Source organism: Agromyces solani (assembly GCF_058349925.1).
Genome location: NZ_JBYRER010000001.1, coordinates 261,880 through 286,228, shown reverse-complemented (window position 1 = coordinate 286,228; position 24,349 = coordinate 261,880). Strand labels below are relative to the sequence as shown.

The window sequence follows — 24,349 nt, the reverse complement described above, 5'->3', positions numbered from 1 at the left end:
GACGACGACCAACTCCCCCAGCACCGTCCCCTCCGTCTCGGGCCTGCGTCCGCCGGCGCCCGACGACCTCGACCCCGAGGAGCGCCTGAGCCGCGCCGAGATCGAGGCGCTGCAGCTCGAGCGCCTGCAGCGGACCGTCGCGCACGCCTACGAGCACGTGCCGCTCTACACGCGCAAGTTCGACGAGGCCGGGGTGCACCCGCGCGACATCCGCACCCTCGCCGATGTCGCGAAGCTGCCGTTCACGACCAAGGCCGACCTGCGCGAGACCTACCCGTTCGGCATGTTCGCCGTGCCCATGTCGGAGGTCGCGCGCATCCACGCCTCGAGCGGCACGACCGGCCGGCCGACGGTCGTCGGCTACACGAAGGGCGACCTCGAGCGGTGGGGCTCGCTCGTCGCGCGGTCGCTGCGCGCGAGCGGCATCCGCCCCGGCATGAAGGTGCACAACGCCTACGGCTACGGGCTCTTCACCGGCGGGCTCGGCGCGCACGCGGGTATCGAGGCGCTCGGCGCCACCGTCATCCCGATGTCGGGCGGCCAGACGGCCCGGCAGGTGCAGCTCATCATCGACTTCGAGCCCGACGCGATCCTCTGCACGCCGAGCTACCTGCTCACGATCGCCGACGCGATGGCCGAGCAGGGCATCGACCCGCGCTCGACGTCGCTCAAGGTCGCCGTGCTCGGCGCCGAGCCGTGGACGAACGAGATGCGCCGAGAGCTCGAGGAGCGCCTCGGGCTCGATGCGCTCGACATCTACGGCCTCAGCGAGGTCATGGGTCCCGGCGTCGGCAACGAGTGCCTCGAGACGAAGGACGGCCCGCACCTCTGGGAGGACCACTTCCTGCCCGAGATCATCGACGGCGACACCGGCGCGGTGCTCGCCGACGGCGAGATGGGCGAGCTCGTGTTCACGTCGCTCACGAAGGAGGCGTTCCCGGTCATCCGGTACCGCACCCGCGACCTCACGCGCCTGCTGCCCGGCACCGCCCGCCCCGGCATGCGCCGCATGGAGAAGATCACCGGACGCAACGACGACATGATCATCCTGCGCGGGGTGAACCTCTTCCCGACGCAGATCGAGGAGCTCGTGCTCGGCATCGAGCAGCTCACGCCGCACTTCGTGCTCGAGCTCTCGAAGGAGGGCCGGATGGACGCGCTGAAGGTGCGCATCGAACGACACCCCGACCTCTCGGTCGAGACGTGCCAGGCCGCCGCGGTCGTGCTCGCGCAGCGCATCAAGGTGCACGTCGGCTCGACCGTCGCGGTGCAGCTCGAGGAGCCTGGCACGCTGCCCCGCAGCGAGGGCAAGTACAAGCGGGTCTACGACCTGCGCAACGGGTGACAACCCTGCCGGTCGAGCGCCGGGTCGAGTGGGCGCGCCAGCGCCGTATCGAGACCTAGGCGCGCCAGCGCCGTATCGAGGCCCGACCTGAGAGACTGGGGGCGATGAGCGAGAACGGAAACCTGCGACGGGGCCGGCCCGGCTACGACCGGCAGGGCATCCTCGACGTCGCCGTCGCCGCGTTCAACGAGTTCGGGTACGACGCGACCTCGATGGGCGTGCTCGCCGAACGGCTCGGCCTCTCGAAGTCGGCGATCTACCACCACTTCGCGTCGAAGGACGAGATCCTCGACCAGGCGCTCGACGCCGCGCTCGGCGGGCTCGAGGGCGTCGTCGACGAGAGCGATGCCGAGGGCGGCCGTGCCGCCGACCGGCTCGACCGGGTGCTGCGCGGCGCCGTGCACGTGCTCGTCGCCGAGCTGCCGTCGGTCACGCTGCTGCTGCGCGTGCGCGGCAACACCGACGTCGAGCGTCGCGCGCTCGCCCGGCGACGCGACTTCGACAAGCGGGTCACGGCGATCGTCGCCGAGGCGCAGGCCGAGGGCACGCTGCGCAGCGACATCGACGCGAGCGTCGTCTCGCGCCTCGCCTTCGGCATGATCAACTCGATCGTCGAGTGGTACCGCCCGGGCGGCCGCGAGAACGCCGACCGCCTCGCCGACGACGTCATCGCGATCGCGCTCGACGGTCTGCGCATGCCGACCGAGAACCGGGTCGACCAGCTGCTGCGCTGAACGGGGCCGGCGGTCGCGCCGGCTCCTCACGATGAAGGGGGAACCACATGCTCGAACCGCTCGCCGACCTGCCGGCCGGGGTGCTCGGGTTCCGAGCCGTCGGCACGATCGAGGCGTCCGACTACCGCGAGGTGCTCGACCCCGCGATCGACGCCGTGCTCGCCGAGGGCCGCAAGCTCGACCTCGTCTTCGTGATGGGCTCCGAGTTCGACCGGTTCTCGTTCGGAGCGATGCTCGAGGACGCGAAGCTCATCGGCCGGCCTCTGTCGGCCTGGCACCGTGCCGCGTTCGTGACCGACCACGATGTGCTCGCCGGCATCGCCACGGCCTTCGGTGGGCTCGTACCCGGCGAGTTCAAGGTGTTCCCGCTCGCCCGGGAGGCCGACGCGATCGCGTGGGTCGCGGCGGCCGTCGAGGCGTAAGGCCTCACCGACCCGCCGGCACGGTGCGGAGTCTCACGCCGTCGCGGTGCGCGCCGGACGGGCGGCCACCGCGGACCGGTGCCACCAGCCCCGGCGAACGGTGCGGACCGCCCCGGTCGCCGATCCGCCGCCCTCGGCGAGACGCTCGGCGATGACGCGACGCCGCTCGAGCTCACGGGCGAGGCGCGCGTCGGCCTCGGCGTTCAAGTGCGGGAACGTGGTCTCCGAGATGTACATGGTGTCGACTCCTTCGGTCGACACTCAGCCTCCGCCCTGAGGTGGCGGCGAGACATCCGGAGATCGCCTTAATTCCTGCCGGGGCCGGCACTGAGGTGCCGCCCCGGACCCCGACTCAGCTCGCCGCGGTGACGGATGCCTCGGGCTCGACCTTCTTCGCAGCCGTGATGCCCTTGCGCAGCGCCATCAGGAGCAGCACGAGCCCCGCCGTGACGATGATGTGGCCGAGGCCCGCGACGCCCGCGATCGCGGCGTTCGACTCCTCGCCGAGCACCGTGAGGGAGCCGTGCCAGACCATCATCGCGCTCGTCAGCAGCACGCCCGCGTTGTAGACCCAGAAGAACCAGCCGAACAGCGGGCTCGCGCTCAGGGTGAACGACTTCTCGAGCGCGAGCACGATGAGCATCATCAGCAGGCCGAGGGCGAGCAGGTGCGTGTGCACGACCGAGAGCTGCGTCGGCGCGCCCTCGACCCAGTCGTTCGCCTTCGTGAACTCGCGGTAGAACAGGCCCGAGCCGAGCCCGAGCACGACGTAGACGACGGCGGCGGTGAAGAGACGGTTCATGGATGTCGCTCCTTCTGTTCGCGCCCAGGTCGGCGCGTTCGCGGGTCGCGCCCGGTCGGCGCGGTCGCGCCCAGTCTGGCGCAGGTGAACCGGTCTCCGCATCGTTCGAAGGTTCGACACGGAGGCTCGACGGAATCCGGCCGACGTACCGGGGGCTACGCGGGCTGCCGCTCCTTCGCGACGAGCGTGAGCACGTCGTAGGTGGCCACGAGCTCGTCGTCCTGGTTCTTCAGCACCGCGTCCCAGCGCACCTCGCCGTACTCGTCGGTCTCGCGCGGCGAGATCTGCTTCGCCGTGAGCTCGACGCGGATCTCGTCGCCGGGCGACACGGGCGTGATGAAGCGCAGGTTCTCGAGGCCGTAGTTCGCGAGCACGGGGCCGGGCTCGGGGTCGACGAAGAGGCCCGCCGCCCACGACACGAGCAGATACCCGTGCGCAACCCGGCCGGGGAAGAACGGGTTCGCGGCCGCCGCCTCCTCGTTCATGTGGGCGTAGAACGTGTCACCCGTGAAGTTCGCGAAGGTCTCGATGTCGTCGAGGGTCACGACGCGCGGCGCCGAGGCCACCTGGTCGCCGATCCGCAGCTCGGCGAGCGACTTGCGGAAGGGGTGCGGCTCCCCGGTCGCCTGGTACGGCCGCGCCGAAGCGCCCTGGTGCCAGACACCGGTGAGCGCGGTGAGCATCTCGGGCGAGCCCTGCACGGCGGTGCGCTGCATGTGGTGCAGCACGGCGCGGATGCCGCCGAGCTCCTCGCCGCCGCCGGCCCGGCCCGGGCCGCCGTGCACGAGGTTCGGCAGCGGCGAGCCGTGCCCCGTCGAGGTGCGCGCGTCGTCGCGGTCGAGGAACAGCACGCGGCCGTTGTACGCCGCGATGCCCGACGCGAGCGCGACGGCGACCTCGGGGTCGTGCGTCGCGACGCTCGTCACGAGCGACCCTCCGCCCTTCGCCACGAGCTCGGCGGCCTCGCCGAGCGAGCCGTAGCCGACGATCGACGACACCGGTCCGAACGCCTCGACCTCGTGCAGCGCCTCCGACGAGGCATCCGCGAACCGCAGCAGCACCGGCGCGACGAACGCGCCGTCGGCGGCCTCGCCCCGCGAGCCGTCGGCGAGGGTGACGGTCGGCGCGCTCGTCGAACCGACGACGACCTCGCCGCCGGCCTGTTCGAGGCGGCCGACCTGGCGCAGCACCTCGTCGCGCTGCTCGAGCGAGGCGAGGGGGCCCATCGTGACACCCTCGGCGCGCGGGTCGCCGACGACGACGCGCTCGGCGATGCGTGCCCGCACCGCGTCGATGACGGCGTCGACGGATCCCTCGGGAACGATCGCCCGGCGGATGGCCGTGCACTTCTGCCCGGCCTTCGTCGTCATCTCGACGACGAGCTGCTTCACGTAGGCGTCGAACTCGGGCGTGCCGGCGACGGCGTCGGTGCCGAGCACCGAGGCGTTGATCGAATCGGTCTCGCTCGTGAAGCGCACGCCGCCCGTCTGCACGGCGTCGTGGGCGCGCAGCCGCTCGGCCGTCGACGCCGAGCCGGTGAAGCCGACGAGGTCGCCGAGGCGCAGCTCGTCGAAGAGCGTCGGCACGCTGCCCGACACGAGCTGCAGCGAGCCGTCGGGCAGCAGGCGCGACTCGACGAGGATGCGCACCATGTGCTCGGCGAGGTAGCCGGTCGGGGTCGCGGGCTTCACGACCGTTGGCATGCCGGCGAGGAATGCCGGCGCGAACTTCTCGAGCGAGCCCCACACCGGGAAGTTGAAGGCGTTGATCTGCACGGCGACGCCGGGAAGCCGCGTGTAGATATGCCGCCCGAGGAATGAACCGTCCTTCGAGAGCGGTTCGACCGCTCCGTCGACGTAGACCTTCGCGTTCGGCATCTCGCGGCGGCCCTTGCCCGAGTAGGTGAAGAGCACGCCGATGCCGCCGTCGATATCGACCCACGAGTCCTGCTTCGTCGCGCCGGTGCGGCTCGAGAGCTCGTACAGCTCGCCCTTGCGCTCGGTGAGCGCGAGCGCCATCTGCTTGAGGAGCACCGCGCGCTGGTGGAAGGTCAGCTCGCCGAGGCTCGCCTGCCCGACCGTGCGCCCGTACTCGAGCGCTGCGCCGAGGTCGAGGCCCTCGGTCGACACCCGGGCGACGACCTCGCCCGTCGAGGCGTCGCGCACCTCGGTCGCCCGCTCGGCGGCCTCGGCGGCGGGCGTCCACCACTCGCCGCGGACGTAGCTCGGCAGCATCTCGGTCATCGTGTTCCTTCCGATCGTCGTCGTTCGGGTCGTGGCTGCGCCGCCGGCGGCGGGCAGTCGCACGTGCGCGCCGCTCACGAGGCATCCCACCGGTAGAAGCCCTCGCCCGTCTTGCGGCCGAGCTTGCCCTCGGCGACCAGGCGGCGCAGCAGGGCGGGCGGTTCGAATCGGTCGCCGAGCGTCTCGGCGAGGTACTCGGCGATGCCGAGCCGCACGTCGAGGCCGACGAGGTCGGTGAGCTTCAGCGGACCCACCGGGTGCTTGTACCCGAGCGTCATCGCGGCGTCGATGTCCTCCGCCGAGGCGACTCCGGCCTCGAGCATGCGGATGGCCTCGAGCCCGAGGGCGACGCCGAGGCGCGATGACGCGAAGCCCGGGGCGTCGGCCACGACGATCGGCGTCTTGCCGATCGCGCGCACCCAGCCGCGCGCCTCGTCGACGAGCGAGGGGTCGGATGCCTCGCCGCGGACGAGCTCGACGAGGGTCGACGCCGGCACGGGGTTGAAGAAGTGCATGCCGATGAACCGGTTCGGCCGCTCGAGCAGTGCGGCGAGCTGGGCGATCGAGATCGACGACGTGTTGGAGGCGAGCGCGGCCCCCGGCGCGAGCACGGTCTCGACCCGGGTGAGCGCATCGATCTTCAGTTCGAGGTCCTCGGGCACCGCCTCGACGACGAGATCGCAGCCCGCGAAGGCGCCGACGTCGGTGCTCGTCGCGAACCGCGCGGCGTAGGCGGCGGCATCCTCGTCGGCGGTGCCGCGCGCGATCGAGGCGTCGACCGACTCGAGCACGCGCGTCGAGGCGCCGGCCGCGGCGTCGGCGTCGCGCTCGACGACCGTGACGCGCGACCCCGCGAGGAGGAACGCGTGCGCGATGCCGGCGCCCATGCGGCCGCCGCCGAGCACGCCGACGGCGGTCGGTGCGCCGGTGACGGTCGTCGCGGAGCGCGGCGTCTCTGAGTCGGTCACTTCTTCCTCTTCTCCAGGAACTCGGTCATGCGCCGCATCTTCTCGGGGCTCTCGAAGAGCACCGCCTGCTCGTCGAGGTCGACGGCGGGGTGGGCCGAGCGCGGCGCACGGAACACGCGCTTGGTCGCCATCGTCGCGGCGCGGTCGTTGCGGGCGATGCGGTCGGCGATCTCGTGCGCGGCGGCGATCAGTTCGGCCGCCGGGTGCACCGAGGTGACGAGCCCGATGGAGAGCGCCTCGGCGGCGTCGATCGTGCGACCGGTCAGCAGCAGTTCGGCGGCGCGGGCGTCGCCCACGATCTCCTTGAGCCGCCAGCTCGCGCCGGCCGCGGCGATGATGCCGAGGCCGGTCTCGGGGTTGCCGATCTTGAGCGACGGGGTCGCGAGGCGGATGTCGGCGGCGTAGGCGAGTTCGGCGCCGCCGCCGAGCGCGTAGCCGTCGAGCGCCGCGATGACGGGCATCGGCAGGTCGGCGATGCGGATGAACGCGTTCGCGTTGATGCCGCGCCTGGCGTCGTGGGCACGCCGGTCGCGCAGCTGCGCGATGTCGGCCCCCGAAGCGAAGACGCCGCCCGCTCCCGTGATGATGAGGATGCGCGGGTCGGCCTCGAGCTCGGCGCACAGCGCGTGCAGGGCGTCGATCGTCGCCTGATCGATCGCGTTGCGCTTCTCAGGGCGGTCGAGGGCCGCGACGACGCGGTCGTGGAGCCGCTCGATGCGCAGGGGAGCGGCGGGCGCCGCGGGGCCGGTGGCGGCCATCACACGCGCTCCACGATGAGGGCCGAACCCTGGCCGACGCCGACGCACATGGTCGCGAGGCCGTAGCGCGATCCCTCGCGCTCCATGCGGCCGAGGAGGGTCACGACGAGGCGCGAACCGCTCGACCCGAGCGGGTGCCCGAGCGCGATGGCGCCGCCGTCGGCGTTGACGATCGCGTCGTCGAGGCCGAGCCGGCGGATACAGGCGATCGACTGCGTCGCGAACGCCTCGTTGAGTTCGATCGAGCCGATGTCGTCGAGGTCGATGCCCGAGCGCTCGAGGGCCTTCTCGGTCGCCGGCACGGGGCCGAGGCCCATGATCTCGGGGGCGATGCCCGCGCTCGTGCCGACGACGATGCGCGCCCGAGGCGTGAGCCCGTAGCGCTCGACCGCGGCGCCGCTCGCGACGACGATCGCCGAGGCGCCGTCGTTGAGCGAGCTCGAGTTGCCGGCGGTCACGACCTCGCCGCCCGGCACCACGGGGCGCAGCCGCGCGAGCGCCTCGAGCGTCGAGTCGGGGCGCGGACCCTCGTCGACGAGGACGTCGCCGCGGTGCGTCGGCACACCGACGATCTCGGCCTCGAACCGGCCGGCGGCGATCGCCGCGGCGGCCCGCTGCTGCGAGCGCAGCGCGAAGGCGTCGGCCTCGGCGCGCGTGATGCCGTCGACGCGGGCGACCTCTTCGGCGGTCTCGGGCATCGAGAACGTCGCCTTGTCACGGGCGACGAGCTCGGGGTTCGGGAAGCGCCAGCCGATCGACGTGTCGTAGGCGGCGCCCGGCTTCGCCCACGCCGAGCTCGGCTTCTGCTGCACCCAGGGCGCCCGCGTCATCGACTCGACCCCGCCGGCGACGATGAGGTCGGCATCGCCGGCCCGGATCGCCTGGGCCGCCATGGTGATCGCCGACATGCCCGAGGCGCACAGCCGGTTGACGGTGACGCCCGGCACCTCGTCGGGCAGGCCCGCGAGCAGCACGGCCATGCGGGCGACGTTGCGGTTGTCCTCACCCGCCTGGTTCGCGGCACCGAGGATCACCTCGTCGATCTCCGCGGCCTCACCGGGCGCGAGCCCCGAGCGTCGCACGGCCTCGCCGACGACGAGCGCGGCCAGGTCGTCGGGGCGGACGGTCGCGAGGGCGCCGCCGTAGCGGCCGACGGGCGTGCGCGCCCCTCCGACGAGATAGGCCTCGGCCATGCGCTCTCTCCTGACTGCGTTGTCCGACGGGGCACCGTGAGCACGGTATCGCCCGGTCGAATTCCTGACCGAGCGTTCGGGAAGTAATTATGGCACGTCACGGCAGTCGCCGCGACATCCCACCCGCCGAAGCCGGCCGAGAACGACGGATGCCTCGGGGCGGCGTGCACCCCGAGGCATCCCTGCGCATCGAAACGATCAGTGGAGCAGGTCGACGTCCTTCGTCTCCTTCACGAGCGAGACGCCGATGAGCGAGATCACGGCGGCGATCGCGATGTAGACGCCGATCGTCCACGAGGCGTGGAACTGGTTCATGAGCGCCTCGGCGATCATCGGGGCGAAGGCGCCGCCGAGGATCGCTCCGAGGGCGTAGCCGATGGAGACGCCCGAGTAGCGCACGTTCGCGGGGAACATCTCGGCGTAGAGCGCGGCCTGCGGACCGTACGAGAGGCCGAGCCCGAACGTCATCACGAAGAGGGCGACGAAGTACCAGAGGATCTCGCCGGTGTCGATGAGGAACCACATCGGCACGGCCCAGAGCGCGAGGAACACGTAGCCGATCTGGAACGTGCGCACGCGCCCGAGCCGGTCGGAGATGCGGCCGCCCCAGAGCGTGAAGATCAGCCAGCCGAACGAGGCGAGCGTCGTCGCGAGGAGCACGGACGGACGGTCCATGCCGAGCACCGCCACCGCGTAGGTGGCGAAGTAGGCGATGAGCAGGTAGCCGGCGGCGTTGTTCGCGATGAAGATGACGGCCGAGAGCACGACCTGCTTCGTGTTCTTGCGGAACAGCTGGCCGAGCGGGGCGGACGACTCCTCGCGGCGGCGCAGCAGCTCCTCGAACACGGGGCTCTCCTCGACGGCGCGCCGGATGACGTAGCCGACGATGATCAGCACGATCGAGAGCAGGAACGGGATGCGCCAGCCCCACGCCATGAACGCCTCGGGCGACATCGAGCTCGTGAGCACCCAGAGCGTGAAGGTCGCGAGGATCATGCCGACCGGCACGCCGATCTGCGGGAAGGCGCCGAAGAAGCCGCGCTTCGCGTTCGGCGCGTGCTCGACGGCCATGAGGGCGGCACCGCCCCACTCGCCGCCCGCCGAGAAGCCCTGCAGGATGCGGAGGAGGATCAGCAGGATGGGGGCGGCGATGCCGATCGCCGCGTAGGTCGGCAGGAGGCCGATGAGCGCGGTCGACAGGCCCATCATCACGAGCGTGAAGACGAGCATCTTCTTGCGGCCGATCTTGTCGCCGAGCCGGCCGGCGACGATCGCGCCGAGCGGACGGAACAGGAACGAGATGCCGATCGTCGCGAACGAGAGCACCTGGGCGAGGCCCGGATTCGATTCGGCGACGGGGGCGAGGAAGAGCGGCGCGAGCACGAGGCCGGCGGCCTGCGCGTAGATGAAGAAGTCGTACCACTCGATCGAGGTGCCGACGAGGGTGCCGGCGAGGACCTTGCGTTCTTCGGCCGTGATGCTTCCGGCCCGGGGGCGGTCGGTGACAGCGGTCATGCGAACTCCGTTGTTCTGGGGGCGGGCGGGGCGCGGTTCGAGATGACTGGGACGTGCCGTGCTCGGACCGCATTTCCTGACCGATTGTTCGGTCGGGAATCCAGAGCGTACCGCATCCGGTCGCCCGTGCGGAAGGCTGTCAGCGGCATCGGGCAGGCTGGAGGTCATGACCGACCTCCGCCCGTCCGCCCTCGATGCCCTGCGCGAACTCGTCGGCCGCGACGACGCGGACTTCCACGACGGCCAGTTCGAGGCGATCGAGGCGCTCGTCGAGGGGCGCCGGCGCGCCCTCGTCGTGCAGCGCACCGGCTGGGGCAAGTCGGCCGTCTACTTCGTCGCGACGCTGCTGCAGCGCCGGGCGGGCGCAGGCCCGACCCTGCTCGTCTCGCCGCTCATCGCCCTCATGCGCGACCAGATCGCCGCCGCCGAGCGCGCGGGCGTGCGCGCCGTGGCGATCAACTCGACGAACGCCCACGAGTGGCGCGACGTCGAACAGCAGCTCGCCGCCGACGAGGTCGACGTGCTGCTCGTCTCGCCCGAGCGGCTCAACAACCCCTCCTTCCGCGAGACGCAGCTGCCCGCCCTCGTCGACCGCATCGGGCTGCTCGTCGTCGACGAAGCGCACTGCATCAGCGACTGGGGGCACGACTTCCGCCCCGACTACCGGCGCCTCCGCGAGCTCATCGCGCGCATGCCGGCCGACGTGCCGGTGCTCGCGACGACCGCGACGGCGAACAGCCGCGTCGTCGCCGATGTGGCCGAGCAGCTGGGGGCGACCGCAGCGGGGCTCGTGGTCCCGGGTGACGGGGCGGATGCCTCGGCCGACGTGCTCACGATCCGCGGTCCGCTCGCCCGCGCCTCGCTGCGGCTCGGCGTGCTGCGCCTGCCCGACTCGCCGAGCCGGCTCGCGTGGCTCCTGAACCACCTCGACGAGCTGCCGGGCTCGGGCATCATCTACACGCTGACGGTCGCCGCGGCGAACGACACCGCCCGGCTGCTGCGCGAGCACGGTCACGCCGTGCGGGCGTACACCGGCCAGACCGACCCCGACGAGCGCGCCGAGTCCGAGGCAATGCTGAAGCGCAACGAGGTCAAGGCGCTCATCGCGACGAGCGCACTCGGCATGGGCTTCGACAAGCCCGACCTCGGCTTCGTGCTGCACCTCGGCGCCCCGTCGTCGCCGGTCGCCTACTACCAGCAGGTCGGCCGCGCCGGCCGCGCGACCGAGTCGGCCGACGTGCTGCTCATGCCGGGTACCGAAGATCCCGACATCTGGCACTACTTCGCGACGGCGTCGATGCCCGACGAGGAGCGGGCGGGCCGGGTCATCTCGGCCCTCTCCCCCGACCGGCCCACCTCGACGCCGGCGCTCGAGGCCATGGTCGACATCCGGCGCACGCCGCTCGAGCTCCTGCTCAAGGTGCTCGACGTCGACGGGGCCGTGCAACGCGTGCAGGGCGGCTGGGTCGCGACGGGCGAGCCGTGGGTCTACGACGGCGAGCGCTACCGGCGCATCGCCGCCGAGCGCCTCGCCGAGCAGCAGCACATGCTCGAGTACGAGACGACCGACGGCTGCCGCATGGAGTTCCTGCAGCGCTCGCTCGACGACGACACGGCGACGCCGTGCGGCCGCTGCGACAACTGCGCGGGCGCCTGGTACGCGTCGAGCATCGGCGGCGAGGCATCCGCAGCGGCTCGCGGTGCCCTCGACCGCGTCGGCGTGCCGATCGAGCCGCGGGCGCAGTGGCCGACGGGCGCCGACCGGCTGGGCGTCCCGGTCAAGGGACGCATCTCCCCCGACGAGCGCGCCGCCGAGGGGCGCGCGCTCGCGCGGCTCACCGACCTCGGCTGGGGCGGCACGCTGCGCGAGCTCTTCGCCGCGGGCGCGGTCGACGCGCCGGTGCCGCCGCGCGTGCTCGACGGCTGCGTGCGCGTGCTCGCCGAGTGGGGCTGGGCCGAACGGCCCGTCGCGGTCGTCGCGATGCCCTCGCGCTCGAGGCCGCAGCTCGTGGACTCGCTCGCCCGCGGCATCGCCGACATCGGACGACTCCCCTACCTCGGCGCGCTCGAGCTCGTCGACGGCGGTCCGACGGGGCAACCCGGTGGCAACAGCGCGTTCCGCCTCGCCGGCGTGTGGGGGCGGTTCTCCGCGGCCGGGCTCGATGTGCCGGCCGGACCGGTGCTGCTCGTCGACGACCAGGTCGACAGCCGCTGGACCCTCACGGTCGCCGCGCGCGAGCTGCGCGCGGCCGGGGCGACCGAGGTACTGCCCTTCGCGCTCGCGGTCCGGGGTTAGCCGGCCTCAGCCCTCCGACGGCGCCTCCGTGTCGGCGGGCGCCTCGGTGCCGGTCGGCTCGTCGCTCGCGGCGGGCGGCTCCGTCGGAGCGGGCGACGGCGTCGACGGCGGGCCGAAGAGCCGCCACGATCCCGCCGCGCACTCGTAGAACTGCACCGTCGCGGTGTCGATGTAGACGTCGCCGTTCGTCGTGCACGTGTCGGCCGCGGGGGCGCCGACGCCGAGCAGCACCTGGGTGCCCGGCGTTCCGGCCTCGCCCTGCTCGCCCTGCTCCCCCTGTTCGCCCTGTGCTCCGGTCGCGCCGGTCTTCCCGGTGGCGCCCGTGAGGTTCTCGGCGGCGGATTCGCGGATGTTGCCGACGAGGGTCCACTCGCCGTCCTCGAAGAGGTACACGTCGGAGGTCGTGATGTCGATGTAGACGTCGCCGTCGTAGCCCTTGCCCGCCTCGGGAACGCCGCTGCCGGCGCGAACGGCCGACCCGGCGGGCAGGATCTCCTCGAGCGCCTCCTCGTAGGCGGTCTCGTCGACGGTCGCGGTCGGCGTGGGCGTCGGAGCCGCCTCGGGCGTGCCGCCTCGCGCGAGCCACGAGCCGAGGAAGGCCGCGACGAACGACAGCACGACGATGATGACGCCGAACCAGATGAGCATGGTCCGGCTCACGGCCGGCTGGGCCGCGGTTGCGGCGGCCCCGGGGGGTGCCGGCGTTCCGGGATCCGGCCGGCCGGCGGGTGGAGCGGGCTGCGGGTTCTGCTCGTCGGTCATGCGGGTGCGCCTCCCCATCGCGCTCCCGCCCGAGCCCCGACGGCCGTGCCGGGGAGTCGCGTCGCGCTCATGCTAGCGGCGCGACTCCCGCAGGCTCAGGAGGCGGACGCGTCGGTCGCCGTGTCGGCCACGCGACCGACCTCGACGAGCACGGCGTCGCCGAGGCGCACGTCCTCGAAGTCGACCTCGATCTCGGCGCGGCCGAGCATCTCGCTCAGGCGGCGCTGGCGGTTGCGCGGGATGAGGGTGACGACGCGGCCGGCCTTGCCGGCACGGCCCGTGCGGCCGGCACGGTGCAGGTACGTCTTGTACTCGTCGGGCGCATCGGCCTGGATCACGAGGTCGATGTCGTCGACGTGGATGCCTCGTGCCGCGACATCCGTCGCGACGAGCACGTCGACCCGGCCGCTCGTGAGCTGCTGCAGGTTGCGGGTTCGGCGCGACTGGTTCAGGTCGCCGTGGAGGGCGACCGCGCGGATGCCGGCGTCTTCGAGGTGGTCGGTGAGGTCCTCGGCGAAGGCCCGCGTGCGACTGAAGACGAGCGTCTTGCCCTCGCGGTTCGCGAGCTCGGCGACGATGTCGCGCTTGTCGCGGTTGTCGATGACGAAGACGCGGTGGTCGATCGTCGACGAGGCCTGGTCCTCACCGGCGACCTCGTGCACGGCGGGGTCGACGAGGAACTCGTCGACGAGCGCGGCGACGCCCGTGTCGAGGGTCGCCGAGAACAGCAGCTTCTGGCCGCCGGGCGCGGTGCGGCGGATGATGCGCTGCACGGGCTCGAGGAAGCCGAGGTCGCACATGTGGTCGGCCTCGTCGAGCACGGTGATGACGACCTCGGAGAGGTCGAGGCGGCCCTGCTCGATGAGGTCCTCGATGCGGCCCGGGGTGCCGATCACGATGTCGACGCCGCGCTGCAGCGCACCGACCTGGCGCCCCTGGGGCACGCCGCCGTAGATCTGGGTGGTGAACAGGCCCACGCTCTGCGCGATCGGCTGCACGGTGCGGTCGATCTGCAGGGCGAGCTCACGGGTCGGCGCGAGGATGAGCGCGCGGGGCTTGCGGCCCATCTGGCGGCGGCCGCCGGACTTGCCCGACGCGGCCCAGAGCTGCATGAGCCGCTCGACCGCGGGGGCGCCGAAGGCGATCGTCTTGCCCGAGCCCGTGCGTCCGCGGCCGAGCACGTCGCGCCCCTCGAGCACGACGGGGATCGTGGCGGCCTGGATCGGGAACGGCGAGACGGCGCCGAGCTCGTCGAGCGTGCGCACGACGTTGCCGCCGAGACCGAGGTCGGCGAAGGTCACGCCCTCGACGGCGTCGGCCGTGATGGCCTCGGCGGCCAGGCGCTCGAGCACGACGTCGTCGTTCGGCGAGAAGCGGGGGGCCTCGTCGCGGGCGGGGAAGAAGTTCGAGGGCCGGCGCTCGGAGTCGCGGAAGCCGGGACGGTCGAACTCGCGGCGGGGGCCGCGGTCGTTGCGGTCGTACGAACGAGCGGGGCGCTCGTCACGGTCGAACCGGCGCGGCGCACGGTCGTCGCGATCGAACGAACGGGCCGGGCGCTCGTCACGGTCGAACCGGCGCGGCGCACGGTCGTCACGATCGAACGAACGGGCCGGGCGCTCGTCACGGTCGAACCGGCGCGGCGCACGCTCATCACGGTCGTACCGGCGAGGGCCGCGGTGGTCGCGGTCGAACGAACGCGGCGCGCGGTCGTCGCGATCGAAGGACCGGGCGGGACGGTCGTCGCGGTCGCGACGGGGCGCGCGGTCATCGCGGTCGTACGAGCGGGCGGGACGGTCGTCGCGACCGTTCCGGTCGTACGAGCGGGCCGGGCGATCCTCGCGGTAGTGCGGACGTGCGGGGCGGTCGCCGTGCTCGCGTCGAGGCGCACGGTCGTCGCGGAACCCGCCGCGCTCGTCGCGACCGGGGCGGTCGGCGCGGTGCGGCGTCCGGCCCGATGCGACGCGCTCTTCGCGCGACCAGCGCTCCTTGCGGGGCGCCTCCTCCTCGGGGCGGTACCCGCGATGGCCGGGACTGCGAGAACCGGCCTTCTGCGCGCCGCGGCCCTTGCCGCCCTTCGCGTACGACGGGTCGAAATTGGCGGCCGGTCGGCCGCCCTTCGGCTTCTTGTTCTTGGGCATGGTGTGACTTCCTGGGTTGTACGACAGGTACATGGCGGCGTCGCTGCGAGCGCAGCACGCCGAGAACCCGGAACATCGTCGACCGGGGCCGTTCACATACGGTGACTATCCGCGGCCGGACGCCGCAGAACCGGCCCTTCTGACTCACAAACCCATCCGCGCGAACGCGGTGTCAAGAACCGACCCGTCGAGGATACCGGAAATCGGCTGGGAAACCCCCGTGCAGACCGCGAAACCTGCGCGAAACGCGCGCCGCCTACGCTCGGGCCATGCCGACCGAACGAGTCCGCCCCGAAGCATCCGTCGTGATCGCGATCGAACCGCCTCGCCAACCCGAGGTCGAGCGACTGCTCGAGGGCAGCACCGAGTACTCGCGCAGCCTGTACCCACCCGAAGCGTGTTTCCTGCTCGACGTCGCCCAGCTCGAGCGGCCGGAGGTGCGCCTGTACGTCGCGCGCGACGCGGAGGGCACGGCGGTCGGCATCGCGGCCCTCGTCGACGACGAGCCGTCGAACGCGGCGGCTGCGGCGTCAGCGGGGTCGCCGGCGCGCGGGGAGCTCAAGCGGATGTTCGTCGACCCGGCCGGGCGCGGGCTCGGCGTCGCCGGCGCCCTCCTCGCCCGCATCGAGTCCGACGCGGCCGAGCGCGGCATCGGCGAGATCGTGCTCGAGACGGGGCCGCGGCACCTGCCCGCCCTCGCGCTGTACGAGAAGCACGGCTACCGGCGCATCGAGCAGTTCGGCCAGTACGTCGGCGAGGAGTTCAGCGTGTGCCTGGCGAAGGACCTCGCGCCGGCCTGAGCACTGCCGGGCGGGCGAATGAGCAATCGCTACCCATCCGCGCGGGAGGCGCCGCGGGCCATCGTGGGACCAGACCCCGCGAAAGGACCCGCACCATGCTCCGCCTCCTCTCCGCCGTCGGGCTCGGCGTCGCCGTCGGCGGCCTGATCGGCTCGATCGTCACCGGCGACCCCCGCTACTCGATGCTGTGGGGCATCGCCCTCACGGTCGGCCTGCTCGCGGGCACCGCTTCGATCTTCACGACGAGCCGTCGGGCCGTCGCCGTCGCGACCGATCCGACGGGCGAACTCGCCCTTGCACGGGTGGAGCGGATCCGGCGGACGAGCATGACCGTGAACGACCAGCCGCAGTGCGAGTTCGTGCTCACCGTCGCACCCCGCCACCGCGCCGCGTACACGACCGTGCACCGCGAGATCGTCGACCTCGTCGCGTTGCCGCGACTGCAGCCCGGCTCCGTCGTCGTGGTGCGCCGGCCGGTCGAGGCGAAGGCGAACGTCGTGCTCGAGCTCGAACCTCCCGACGACTGGGAGCGGCTGCGCGAGGCCGAGCGACTGCGCACGGGCACCGACCGGACGATCCCGCTCGCCGCAGCCGCGCCGGCGTGGCCGAGCGAGCCCGAGACCCTGCTCGGCATTCCGAAGGTTCGGTCGAACCCCGTGCACACCGTCGTGTTCGTCGCGGTGCTCCTCGTCGCCGCCGCCGCGACGCTCGTGCCCGCGTACGCCACGATCGGCCGGACGGTCACCGCGATCGCCTCGGGCGACCCGGCAGCCGCGGGCGTCGTCGAGGGCGACCGCCACGAGGAGATCGTCGAAGCGCTCGTGCGCGAGGTCGGCGGGCCGCAGTTCACGAGCGTCGCGTTCTACGACGGCTACGCGCTCGCGACCGCGCCGTCGTCGCCGGGGGCGCTCACGATCGACGACTACCAGTACCGCTACGACCGCACCGAGCACCAGGGTCCCGAGCTCATCCAGCCCGATGATCCGGAGGGATCGCTCTTCGACGTCTCGACGGTCGACTTCTCGCAGGTCCGCGAGCTCATCGCCGCGGCGGAGGCGGAGAGCGGAATCACCGACCCCGACTCGGTCATCGTGATCTTCGAGCGCGCGATGGCGGCCGACGAGACCGGCGAGCGGCCGGTGCAGGCGATGGTGCTGCTCGACTCGCCCTACGACGACGCGACCGTGATCTTCGACGCGACCACGGGAGAGCTGCGCGCGTGAGCCGGCCGCCCCGCCCGGACTTCCCGGCCCGGAACGGCGCGCATGAGCCGGGCCGCGACCTCGCGGTCGCGGCCCGGCTCCCCGTTTCACGCTTCAGCTCATTCGCCTCCGATCGTCGCGACCCATGGGTAGGTGAGCTGCACCGCCGCGGTCGGCGCCCCGGTCAGCCCCTCGCCGAGGAACACCGCGTTGTACGGGGTGTAGATCGGCAGCCACGTCGGGTCGTCGACCGCGATCTGCTGCGCGGCGATGAGCGCGGCGGCGCGGGCGTCGGCGTCGGCGGTCGCCCGCGACGCGTCGAGGTCGGCGTCGAAGTCGGCGTTCGACCACCCGGCGAGATTGAAGAAGTTGTCGCTCTCGAGGTACTGGTAGATCTGCGTCGGGTCCGGGAAGTCCGTCTGCCACAGCGAGAAGATGAGGTCGATGCCGTCGCGCGCCCCGGCGTCGCTGTAGAGCGCGTTGTAGCCGTCGGCCGGCAGCGACGTGAGCTCGGCCTCGAGGCCGATCGCCTGCGCGGCGCGCTGCACCTCTGCGCCGATGATCGGCATCTCGGCCTGCGAGTTCGTCACCGCGATCGTGATCGGCTCGCTCGGCGCTCCGGCCTCCTCGACGAGCTGCTTCGCCTCCTCGATGCCGCCGCGGGCGTCGGCGATGCCCTGGTACGCCTGCTCGAAGTCGTCACGGGCGAAGCCCCAGGTGCCGGGCGACGCTGGTGCCGCGAGCGGGTCGGCGGCGCCGCCGACCGCGGCCTGGATGATGCCCTGCTGGTCGATGCTGAGCGCGAGCGCCCGGCGGATGCGCGGGTCGGCGAGCGGCCCGGTGAGGTCGGTCACCATGCCCACGTAGCTGCCCGAGGTGCGCCCGAAGGCGAGCGTGCCCGCACCGCTCGATCCGAGGCGGGCGTAGCCCGAGGCCGGCACGCCCCAGGTGCCGTCGGTCTCGCCCGAGAGCAGGGCGTTCACGCGGGCCGCGGGGTCGCGCACGAACGAGAACTCGACGGCCTTCACGAGCGAGGGCAGCGAGTCGTCCCAGTAGCCGTCGAAGCGCTCGAGCGCGATGCCCTCGCCGGCCCGCCACGACGCCAGCTCGTACGGCCCGGTGCAGTCGACCTCGGAGCCGGGCCCTCCGAAGTCCTCGCCCTGCGCCTCGGTCGAAGCGCGGCCCACGATGCGGCCGGCGCCCGTCGCGAGCGCCTGCGGGAGGGTCTGGTCGGGCGCGGTCAGCGTGATCGTGACCTCGTCGGGCGAGGTCGCGACGATGTCGGCGACGTTCGCGTACACGGCGGTGTGGAACGAGCCGAGCTCGTCGCTGCGGGCGCGATCCAGGCTGTATACGACGTCGTCGGCCGTGAGCGGCGCACCGCTGTGGAAGGTCACGCCGGGTCGCAGGGTGTAGACGAGCGTCAACGGGTCGGGCTGCTCGACCGATTCGGCGAGCGCGGGCTCGATCTCGAAGTCGGGCGAGATGCGCATGAGGCTCTCGCAGACGTTCGAGAGCACCTCCATCGGCGGGAAGTCGTTCGGGTAGATCGGGTCGAGCGAGCTCGGCTCGGCGTAGAGCGCCCAGTCGAGCCGGTCGACCTCGCTCGTGGGGGCGGGCAGTGCGTCGGTGAGCTCGGGCTTCTCGTCCTTCGACGAGGTCGGCTCTGAGGCGGTGCAGCCGACGAGCAGGGCCGCGACGGCGATCGCCGCGACACCTCCTGCGGCTCGGAACGGGCGGTGGGACATCGACATCGATCTCTCCAGGTGGGGGAAGCGGCGCGACCGTGCGGTCACGCGGATTGGCGGAGGAAACTGCGGCGATCGCTGGAGACCCGGTCGGGGTCCCAGCCGGGTCTGGGCACGCTGCTGAGGAGCAGGCGCGTGTACGCGTGCTGCGGGTCGCGCAGCACGCGCTCGGTCGTTCCCGACTCGACCACCTCGCCGCGGAACATGACGATGAGTTCCTCGGTGACCGATCGGACGACCTCCAGGTCGTGGCTGACGAACAGGATGGCGACCCCGGTCTCGGCGCGGATGCGCGCGAGCAGCTTGAGGATCTGCGCCTGCACCGAGACGTCGAGCGCGCTCGTGGCCTCGTCGAGGAGCACGAGCCTGGGCGACGCGGCGAGCGCCCGGGCGATCGCGACCCGCTGGCGCTGTCCGCCGGAGAGGTCGCGCGGCATCGCCGTGCGGGCGCGCTCCGGCAGGTCGACCTGGTCGAGCAGCTCGCGGCGCCGTGCGGTGCGGGCGGCGCCGCGCAGTCCGGTGTGCAGCGCGATGATCTCGTCGATCGTCTCCTCGGGCGTCTGCCGCGGATCGAGGCTCTGGTACGGGTCCTGGAAGACCATCTGCATGATGCCCGCGCGGGCGTGCCTCGCCCTGCGGCTCGATCGCGCCTCGAGCGGTTCGCCGGCGACGACGATGCGCCCCGAGTCGGGCTGCTCGATGCCGGTGATGAGGCGCGAGAGCGTCGTCTTGCCCGAGCCCGATTCGCCGACGACGCCGAGCGCGCCGCCTTCGGCGAGTGCGAAGCTCACGTCGCGCACGGCCTGCACGCGCCCCTGGTCGTAGCTCTTCGAGAGCGATTCGACGGCGAGGATGTCGCTCATCGGGCGTCTCCCATCGGTTCGGATGCCTCGGCGCGGGTCTCGGCGGGCAGGTACGGGTCGGCCGGCATCGGCGAGCCGTCCAGCATGGATGCCTCGGCGGAGGCCTGCCACGCGGCGTCGAGCGCGAGTCGCGAGGGCATCGCCGCCAGGAGCTTGCGCGTGTACGGGTGCTGGGGGCGCTCGAAGGCGTCGAGGGCGGGACCATGCTCGACGACCCGGCCGGTCTGCATGACGTGGATGCGGTCGCAGCTCGCCGCGGCGAGGTCGAGGTCGTGCGTCACGAACACGATCGCGAGCCCGCGCTCCTCGCGGAGGCGGCGCAGGAGGCCCATGATCTCGGCCTGCGTCGTGACGTCGAGCGCGGTCGTCGACTCGTCGGCGAGCAGCAGCCGCGGCTCGGTCGAGAGGGCCGAGGCGATCATCACGCGCTGCAGCATGCCGCCCGACAGCTCGTGCGGATAGCGCCCCGCGAGCACGTCGGCGTCGGGCAGGCCCACCTCGTCGAGCAGGCCCAGCACCTTCTCGTGCGCCCGGCGCTTGTCCCAGCCGCGCGTGTGCCGCAGCCCGTCGGCCACGAAGGCGCCGATGCGCTGGTACGGGTTCACGTGCGCCCGCGGGTCCTGGAAGATCATCGCGGCGTGCTCGCGCCGGACGGCGAGCACGGTCGCCCGATCGGCGCCGACGACCTCGCGGCCGTCGACCCGGATCGATCCCGTGACCCTCGAGCCGTGCGGCTGCAGGCCGACGACGGCGCGCAGCGTCATCGACTTGCCGGAGCCCGACTCGCCGACGAGGCCCACGATCTCCCCGGCGCCGCACGACAGCGAGACGCCGTCGAGGATGCGGTCGGACCGCTCCCGGTTCGCGATGTCGAGGCCCAGGTCCTCGATGCGGAGCACGTCGCCCGAGGCATCCCCCTCGGGTGCCGGCGCCGCCTGGGCGCCCAGCGAGCCGATCATGCGCTGGTCCTCCTCACGCGCTCTGCGATGCCCTCGCCCAGCAGGCTGAAGCTGACGACGGCGATGACGATGACGATGCCGGGTGCGAGCGCGGGGGCCGGCGAACCCTGGATGAGCGCGGCCTGGCCGGCCGCGACCATCGCGCCCCAGTCGGCCTCGGGCGGCTGCACGCCGAATCCGAGGAACGAGAGGCCGGCGAGGTCGATCATCGCGTAGCCGAAGCAGAGCGTGGCCTGTGCGAGCACGAACGGCGCGATGTTCGGCACGAGGTGCAGCGACGTGATGCGCCACGCCGACATGCCCTGGAGTTCGAGCGCCTTGACGTACGGCGTCTCGCGTTCGGCGAGGGCGACGCTGCGCGTCGTGCGCGCCATGTACGGGATGTAGGCGATGGCGAGCGCGAACACCGTCGCGCCGAGGCCGGGGCCGAAGACCGCGACGATGAGGATGGCGAGCAGCACGCCGGGGAAGGCGAACAGGATCTCGACGATCCGGGAGAGGGTGCCGTCGACCCAGCCGCCGCGCCAGGCCGACACGACGCCGACCGTCACGCCGACGAGGGTCGACCCGATGACGACCCCGAGCGGGCCGAGCAGTGAGATGCGGGCGCCCCAGATGATCCGGGAGAGCACGTCGCGGCCGGCCTCGTCGGTGCCGAGCGGGTGCGCGAGGGACGGCGGCTGCAGGGCGTCGATGAGCGACACCTGGTTCGGGTCGTAGGGTGCGAGGATCGGGGCGAAGATCGCGACGAGCACGAGCACGGCGAGCGCGATGACCGCCGCGACCGTCAGGCCGTCGCCGCGGTGGCGGATCGCGAGCCAGGACCGGCGGGTCAGCAGGTGGGTCGACCGGGTCTCGGTCGTGGGCAGCGTCATCGCGCACCGCCCTTCGCACGGGCCCGGGGTTCGAGCAGCGGGTACAGCAGGTCGACGATGAGGTTCGAGACGACGAACACCGCGACGATGATGAGGATGACCGCCTGCACGACGGGGAAGTCCTTGACGTTGACCGCCTGCACGAGCAGCGACCCGATGCCGTTGAGGCCGAACACCGTCTCGACGATCGTGGTCGTGACGAGCAGGCCCGAGATGACGAGGCCGGCGAGGGTGACGACCGGCACGATGCCGCCGCGGAACGCCTGCCCCCAGATCACCCGGTTCGAGGAGAACCCGCGCACCCGCGCGGTCTCGACGTACTCCTTGCGGAGCGCGCCGATCATGGAGGTCCGCGTCGTCCGGAGCACGAGCGCGGCCGACGAGAGGGCGAGCGCGATCGCGGGCAGCGTCAGGTGCCAGATGCGGTCGAGGAACCCGGTCCCCGCGCCGAACGCGGGGAACCAGCCGAGCGTGACCGCGAAGAGGGAGGTGAGCGCCATCGCGACGACGAACGACGGGGTCGCCATCGCGACGGTGCCTGCGACGATCGCGGTGCCGTCGACGGCACCGCGCTTCACGGCCGCGAGCACCCCGACGAGCACGCCCACGACGAGGATGACGACCGCGGCGTAGACCACGAGCATCGACGTCGTCGGGACGCGGCTCGCGATGAGCTCGGCGACGGGCTGGCGGAACTGGATCGACAGCCCGAAGTCGCCGTGCAGCACACCGCCGAGCCACAGCAGGTACTGGGTCAGGAACGGCTCGTCGAGGTGGTACTGGTCGCGGATCGCCTGGAGGGTCTCCGCGGTGACCGAGTTGCCGCGCACGAGGAACGACTCGGGCGAGCCCGGTGCGAGGTACATCGCACCGAACACGATGAACGAGGTGGCGACGAGCACGAGCAGGAGCGACGCGAGCCGTCTCGCCGCCGCCGGCATCCAGGTGCTCATCCGGCTGCGCCGATCATCGCCGCCCACGGCGAGTGGAGCTGCACGTAGGAGGCCGGGGCCCCGGTCGCGCGAGCGTTCAGGAACATCGTGTTGTACGGCGCGTACAGCGGGATCCAGAGGGTCTCGTCGACGACGATCCGCTGCGCATCGATGATCGACTGCGCGCGCTCGGCAGGGTCGGAGTGCGCGCCCGCGGCGGCGATCAGCTCGTCGTACTCGGGGTCGGAGAACCCGAAGAAGTTGTAGAAGTTCCCCGTCTCGAAGTAGCGGTACATCTGCAGGGGGTCGGCGAAGTCGGTGCCCCAGCCGGTGAGGTAGAGGTCGATGCCCTTGCGCGACTCGGGGTCCGTGTAGACCGCGTAGTACTGGTCGACGGGAATCGACTTCAGCTCGACGTCGAGGCCGATCTTCTCGGCGGCCGACTGGATCTCGGCGCCGATCACGGGCGTCTGGGCCTCGGCCGTGGTCGTGGCGAGCACGATCGGCTCGGCGGGCGCGTCCGTCGTCGCGAGCAGCTCCTTCGCGCCGTCGATGTCGAGGGTCGCGCTGTCGATGTCGTCCCAAGCGGCCTGGAACGCCTCGCGTTCGTAGCCCCACGTGCCGGGCACGGCAGGCGCGCGCTGCTCCCGGCCCGCGCCCTGGATCGCGACGTCGATGATCGCCTGCCGGTCGATCACCATCGACAGGGCCTCGCGGACGACCGGGTCGGCGAGCGGGCCCGTCGGGTCCATCACGATGGCGTTGTAGCCCTGCGTGCTCGGCCCGTAGTAGACGGACCCGACGCCCGACGACGCGAGCCGGTCGATCGAGGCGGGCGCGACCTCCCACGTGCCGTCGAGCGAGCCCGAGAGGAGGCCGTTCACGACCGCGGCCGGGTCGCGCACGATGTCGAACTCGACCGTCTCGGTCTTCGCCCGCAGCGACTCGTCGAAGTAGTCGTCGTCGCGCACGAGGGTGATCGACTGCCCCGACGCCCATTCCGAGAACTCGTACGGGCCCGCGCAGTTGACGCCGCCCTGCGGCGTGCCGTACTCGTCGCCGAGCGCCTCGACCGTCGCCGCGCTCTCGACGATGCCCGCCGGGCTCGACATGTAGGCGTTGAACAGCTCGTCGGGCGCCGAGAGCTTCACGGTGACCTCGAGCGGCCCCGTCGCCTCGATCGAGGCGACGTTCGCGAACGCCCCCGACCAGAACGAGCCGGCCTCGGGGTCGAGGTGGCGTCGCAGGCTGAACACGACGTCGTCGGCGGTGAGCGGCGTGCCGTCGTGGAAGGCGACGCCGTCGTGGAGACGGTAGACCCAGGTCGTCGGGTCGGGGTGGTCGAACGACTCGGCGAGCGCGGGCTCGAGCGTGAGGTCTGGCGCGAGCCGCAGCAGCCCCTCGCAGACGTTGGCGAGGATCGATCCGGTCGAGTTGTCGGCGTTGTAGATCCAGTCGAGCGAGGCGGGCTCGCTCGAGACCGCCCAGGCGATGCGGTCGAGCTCGCCCGTCGGCTCGGGCGTCAGCTCGACGACCTCGACCGACGACGACGAGGACGCCTCGTCGCTCGCGGCCGGGGGCGTGCAGCCGGTGAGCGCGAAGAGCGCCACCGCGCCTCCGGCGATCATGGCGTTGCGTGCGGTCGTTGCGGTGCGCCTCATCACTGCTCCTCACTCCATCGTGGGTCGGTGCTCGCGACGGCACCGGGTCGCGGAGGGGGCACCGCGCTTTGGGATACCACTCGGCCGTCTGCCGATGAGTAAACACGGACCGTTCGGGACTGTCAAGGGAATG

Annotated in this window: 21 protein-coding genes; 6 read left to right on the top strand and 15 right to left on the bottom strand. The window is 72.3% G+C overall.

The window, feature by feature from the left end; genetic code table 11:
- Positions 1-43 precede the first annotated feature (43 nt).
- The 3 genes from paaK (at position 44) to AC3RJ7_RS01380 (ending at position 2,501) form a co-directional block, all read left to right on the top strand.
- Complete coding sequence (gene paaK / locus AC3RJ7_RS01390; RefSeq protein ID WP_491455207.1) at positions 44-1,345, top strand: phenylacetate--CoA ligase PaaK; 1,302 nt, start codon at positions 44-46, stop codon at positions 1,343-1,345.
- A gap of 104 nt (positions 1,346-1,449) precedes the next feature.
- Positions 1,450-2,079 (top strand): TetR/AcrR family transcriptional regulator, encoded by a 630-nt coding sequence (locus AC3RJ7_RS01385; RefSeq protein ID WP_491454068.1) that lies wholly within the window; start codon positions 1,450-1,452, stop codon positions 2,077-2,079.
- A gap of 47 nt (positions 2,080-2,126) precedes the next feature.
- Entirely contained in the window at positions 2,127-2,501 is a 375-nt protein-coding gene (locus tag AC3RJ7_RS01380) for a SpoIIAA family protein (protein ID WP_491454067.1), read from the top strand.
- Positions 2,502-2,534: 33 nt separating this feature from the next.
- Here the strand turns inward: AC3RJ7_RS01380 and AC3RJ7_RS01375 are convergent, their stop codons facing one another.
- The 7 genes from AC3RJ7_RS01375 to AC3RJ7_RS01345 form a co-directional block, all read right to left on the bottom strand.
- A complete protein-coding gene (locus AC3RJ7_RS01375) occupies positions 2,535-2,762 on the bottom strand; it encodes a hypothetical protein (protein WP_491454066.1) in 228 nt (75 codons plus the stop codon).
- A gap of 91 nt (positions 2,763-2,853) precedes the next feature.
- Positions 2,854-3,303 carry a DUF2871 domain-containing protein gene (locus AC3RJ7_RS01370; RefSeq protein WP_491454065.1) on the bottom strand — a complete coding sequence of 150 codons (450 nt, stop codon included), beginning with the start codon at positions 3,301-3,303 and terminating at the stop codon, positions 2,854-2,856.
- A gap of 155 nt (positions 3,304-3,458) precedes the next feature.
- Positions 3,459-5,546 carry a phenylacetic acid degradation bifunctional protein PaaZ gene (gene paaZ / locus AC3RJ7_RS01365; protein ID WP_491454064.1) on the bottom strand — a complete coding sequence of 696 codons (2,088 nt, stop codon included), beginning with the start codon at positions 5,544-5,546 and terminating at the stop codon, positions 3,459-3,461.
- Positions 5,547-5,620: 74 nt separating this feature from the next.
- On the bottom strand, positions 5,621-6,514 hold the full coding sequence (locus AC3RJ7_RS01360; RefSeq protein ID WP_491454063.1) for a 3-hydroxyacyl-CoA dehydrogenase family protein: 894 nt from the start codon (positions 6,512-6,514) through the stop codon (positions 5,621-5,623).
- Complete coding sequence (locus AC3RJ7_RS01355) at positions 6,511-7,272, bottom strand: enoyl-CoA hydratase/isomerase family protein (RefSeq protein WP_491454062.1); 762 nt, start codon at positions 7,270-7,272, stop codon at positions 6,511-6,513. The genes AC3RJ7_RS01360 and AC3RJ7_RS01355 overlap by 4 nt, the downstream gene beginning before the upstream one ends.
- Entirely contained in the window at positions 7,272-8,465 is a 1,194-nt protein-coding gene (locus tag AC3RJ7_RS01350; protein WP_491454061.1) for a thiolase family protein, read from the bottom strand. Before AC3RJ7_RS01350 ends, AC3RJ7_RS01355 begins: the two co-directional genes overlap by 1 nt.
- 198 nt (positions 8,466-8,663) lie before the next feature.
- Entirely contained in the window at positions 8,664-9,980 is a 1,317-nt protein-coding gene (locus AC3RJ7_RS01345; RefSeq protein ID WP_491454060.1) for an MFS transporter, read from the bottom strand.
- A 166-nt stretch (positions 9,981-10,146) separates the two neighbouring features.
- Between AC3RJ7_RS01345 and AC3RJ7_RS01340 the strand changes: the two genes are divergently transcribed.
- The gene (locus AC3RJ7_RS01340) at positions 10,147-12,276 is read left to right on the top strand and encodes a RecQ family ATP-dependent DNA helicase (protein ID WP_491454059.1); all 2,130 of its coding nucleotides are present in this window, start codon (positions 10,147-10,149) and stop codon (positions 12,274-12,276) included.
- A gap of 6 nt (positions 12,277-12,282) precedes the next feature.
- Here the strand turns inward: AC3RJ7_RS01340 and AC3RJ7_RS01335 are convergent, their stop codons facing one another.
- Both AC3RJ7_RS01335 and AC3RJ7_RS01330 read right to left on the bottom strand, forming a co-directional pair.
- Positions 12,283-13,038, bottom strand: coding sequence for a hypothetical protein (locus AC3RJ7_RS01335; RefSeq protein ID WP_491454058.1), 756 nt, complete (start codon positions 13,036-13,038; stop codon positions 12,283-12,285).
- Positions 13,039-13,133: 95 nt separating this feature from the next.
- Positions 13,134-15,176 (bottom strand): DEAD/DEAH box helicase, encoded by a 2,043-nt coding sequence (locus AC3RJ7_RS01330; RefSeq protein ID WP_491454057.1) that lies wholly within the window; start codon positions 15,174-15,176, stop codon positions 13,134-13,136.
- 269 nt (positions 15,177-15,445) lie between these two features.
- On the opposite strand from AC3RJ7_RS01330, the gene AC3RJ7_RS01325 reads away from it, so the two are divergent.
- Together AC3RJ7_RS01325 and AC3RJ7_RS01320 are read left to right on the top strand one after the other, a co-directional pair.
- Complete coding sequence (locus AC3RJ7_RS01325) at positions 15,446-15,976, top strand: GNAT family N-acetyltransferase (RefSeq protein ID WP_491454056.1); 531 nt, start codon at positions 15,446-15,448, stop codon at positions 15,974-15,976.
- A gap of 95 nt (positions 15,977-16,071) precedes the next feature.
- Positions 16,072-17,199 carry a hypothetical protein gene (locus tag AC3RJ7_RS01320; RefSeq protein WP_491454055.1) on the top strand — a complete coding sequence of 376 codons (1,128 nt, stop codon included), beginning with the start codon at positions 16,072-16,074 and terminating at the stop codon, positions 17,197-17,199.
- Between the two features lie 98 nt (positions 17,200-17,297).
- Here the strand turns inward: AC3RJ7_RS01320 and AC3RJ7_RS01315 are convergent, their stop codons facing one another.
- The 6 genes from AC3RJ7_RS01315 to AC3RJ7_RS01290 are packed head-to-tail and all read right to left on the bottom strand — an operon-like array spanning position 17,298 to position 24,216.
- Complete coding sequence (locus AC3RJ7_RS01315; protein WP_491454054.1) at positions 17,298-18,932, bottom strand: ABC transporter substrate-binding protein; 1,635 nt, start codon at positions 18,930-18,932, stop codon at positions 17,298-17,300.
- Between the two features lie 38 nt (positions 18,933-18,970).
- Positions 18,971-19,789, bottom strand: coding sequence for an ABC transporter ATP-binding protein (locus tag AC3RJ7_RS01310; RefSeq protein ID WP_491454053.1), 819 nt, complete (start codon positions 19,787-19,789; stop codon positions 18,971-18,973).
- Positions 19,786-20,748 (bottom strand): ABC transporter ATP-binding protein, encoded by a 963-nt coding sequence (locus AC3RJ7_RS01305; protein ID WP_491454052.1) that lies wholly within the window; start codon positions 20,746-20,748, stop codon positions 19,786-19,788. The genes AC3RJ7_RS01310 and AC3RJ7_RS01305 overlap by 4 nt, the downstream gene beginning before the upstream one ends.
- Positions 20,745-21,623: an ABC transporter permease gene (locus AC3RJ7_RS01300; protein WP_491454051.1), complete on the bottom strand. Its 879-nt coding sequence runs from the start codon at positions 21,621-21,623 to the stop codon at positions 20,745-20,747. The genes AC3RJ7_RS01305 and AC3RJ7_RS01300 overlap by 4 nt, the downstream gene beginning before the upstream one ends.
- The gene (locus AC3RJ7_RS01295; RefSeq protein WP_491454050.1) at positions 21,620-22,576 is read right to left on the bottom strand and encodes an ABC transporter permease; all 957 of its coding nucleotides are present in this window, start codon (positions 22,574-22,576) and stop codon (positions 21,620-21,622) included. Before AC3RJ7_RS01295 ends, AC3RJ7_RS01300 begins: the two co-directional genes overlap by 4 nt.
- The gene (locus tag AC3RJ7_RS01290; protein ID WP_491454049.1) at positions 22,573-24,216 is read right to left on the bottom strand and encodes an ABC transporter substrate-binding protein; all 1,644 of its coding nucleotides are present in this window, start codon (positions 24,214-24,216) and stop codon (positions 22,573-22,575) included. The genes AC3RJ7_RS01295 and AC3RJ7_RS01290 overlap by 4 nt, the downstream gene beginning before the upstream one ends.
- Positions 24,217-24,349 lie beyond the last annotated feature (133 nt).

Bases quoted from the DNA above. Each gene is read 5' to 3' on its own strand.
- AC3RJ7_RS01385 (WP_491454068.1), top strand. From the start codon at position 1,450: ATGAGCGAGAACGGAAACCTGCGACGGGGCCGGCCCGGCTACGACCGG.
- AC3RJ7_RS01380 (WP_491454067.1), top strand. From the start codon at position 2,127: ATGCTCGAACCGCTCGCCGACCTGCCGGCCGGGGTGCTCGGGTTCCGA.
- AC3RJ7_RS01370 (WP_491454065.1), bottom strand. From the start codon at position 3,303: ATGAACCGTCTCTTCACCGCCGCCGTCGTCTACGTCGTGCTCGGGCTC.
- paaZ (WP_491454064.1), bottom strand. From the start codon at position 5,546: ATGACCGAGATGCTGCCGAGCTACGTCCGCGGCGAGTGGTGGACGCCC.
- AC3RJ7_RS01355 (WP_491454062.1), bottom strand. From the start codon at position 7,272: ATGGCCGCCACCGGCCCCGCGGCGCCCGCCGCTCCCCTGCGCATCGAG.
- AC3RJ7_RS01350 (WP_491454061.1), bottom strand. From the start codon at position 8,465: ATGGCCGAGGCCTATCTCGTCGGAGGGGCGCGCACGCCCGTCGGCCGC.
- AC3RJ7_RS01345 (WP_491454060.1), bottom strand. From the start codon at position 9,980: ATGACCGCTGTCACCGACCGCCCCCGGGCCGGAAGCATCACGGCCGAA.
- AC3RJ7_RS01340 (WP_491454059.1), top strand. From the start codon at position 10,147: ATGACCGACCTCCGCCCGTCCGCCCTCGATGCCCTGCGCGAACTCGTC.
- AC3RJ7_RS01335 (WP_491454058.1), bottom strand. From the start codon at position 13,038: ATGACCGACGAGCAGAACCCGCAGCCCGCTCCACCCGCCGGCCGGCCG.
- AC3RJ7_RS01330 (WP_491454057.1), bottom strand. From the start codon at position 15,176: ATGCCCAAGAACAAGAAGCCGAAGGGCGGCCGACCGGCCGCCAATTTC.
- AC3RJ7_RS01325 (WP_491454056.1), top strand. From the start codon at position 15,446: ATGCCGACCGAACGAGTCCGCCCCGAAGCATCCGTCGTGATCGCGATC.
- AC3RJ7_RS01320 (WP_491454055.1), top strand. From the start codon at position 16,072: ATGCTCCGCCTCCTCTCCGCCGTCGGGCTCGGCGTCGCCGTCGGCGGC.
- AC3RJ7_RS01315 (WP_491454054.1), bottom strand. From the start codon at position 18,932: ATGTCGATGTCCCACCGCCCGTTCCGAGCCGCAGGAGGTGTCGCGGCG.
- AC3RJ7_RS01310 (WP_491454053.1), bottom strand. From the start codon at position 19,789: ATGAGCGACATCCTCGCCGTCGAATCGCTCTCGAAGAGCTACGACCAG.
- AC3RJ7_RS01305 (WP_491454052.1), bottom strand. From the start codon at position 20,748: ATGATCGGCTCGCTGGGCGCCCAGGCGGCGCCGGCACCCGAGGGGGAT.
- AC3RJ7_RS01300 (WP_491454051.1), bottom strand. From the start codon at position 21,623: ATGACGCTGCCCACGACCGAGACCCGGTCGACCCACCTGCTGACCCGC.
- AC3RJ7_RS01295 (WP_491454050.1), bottom strand. From the start codon at position 22,576: ATGAGCACCTGGATGCCGGCGGCGGCGAGACGGCTCGCGTCGCTCCTG.
- AC3RJ7_RS01290 (WP_491454049.1), bottom strand. From the start codon at position 24,216: ATGAGGCGCACCGCAACGACCGCACGCAACGCCATGATCGCCGGAGGC.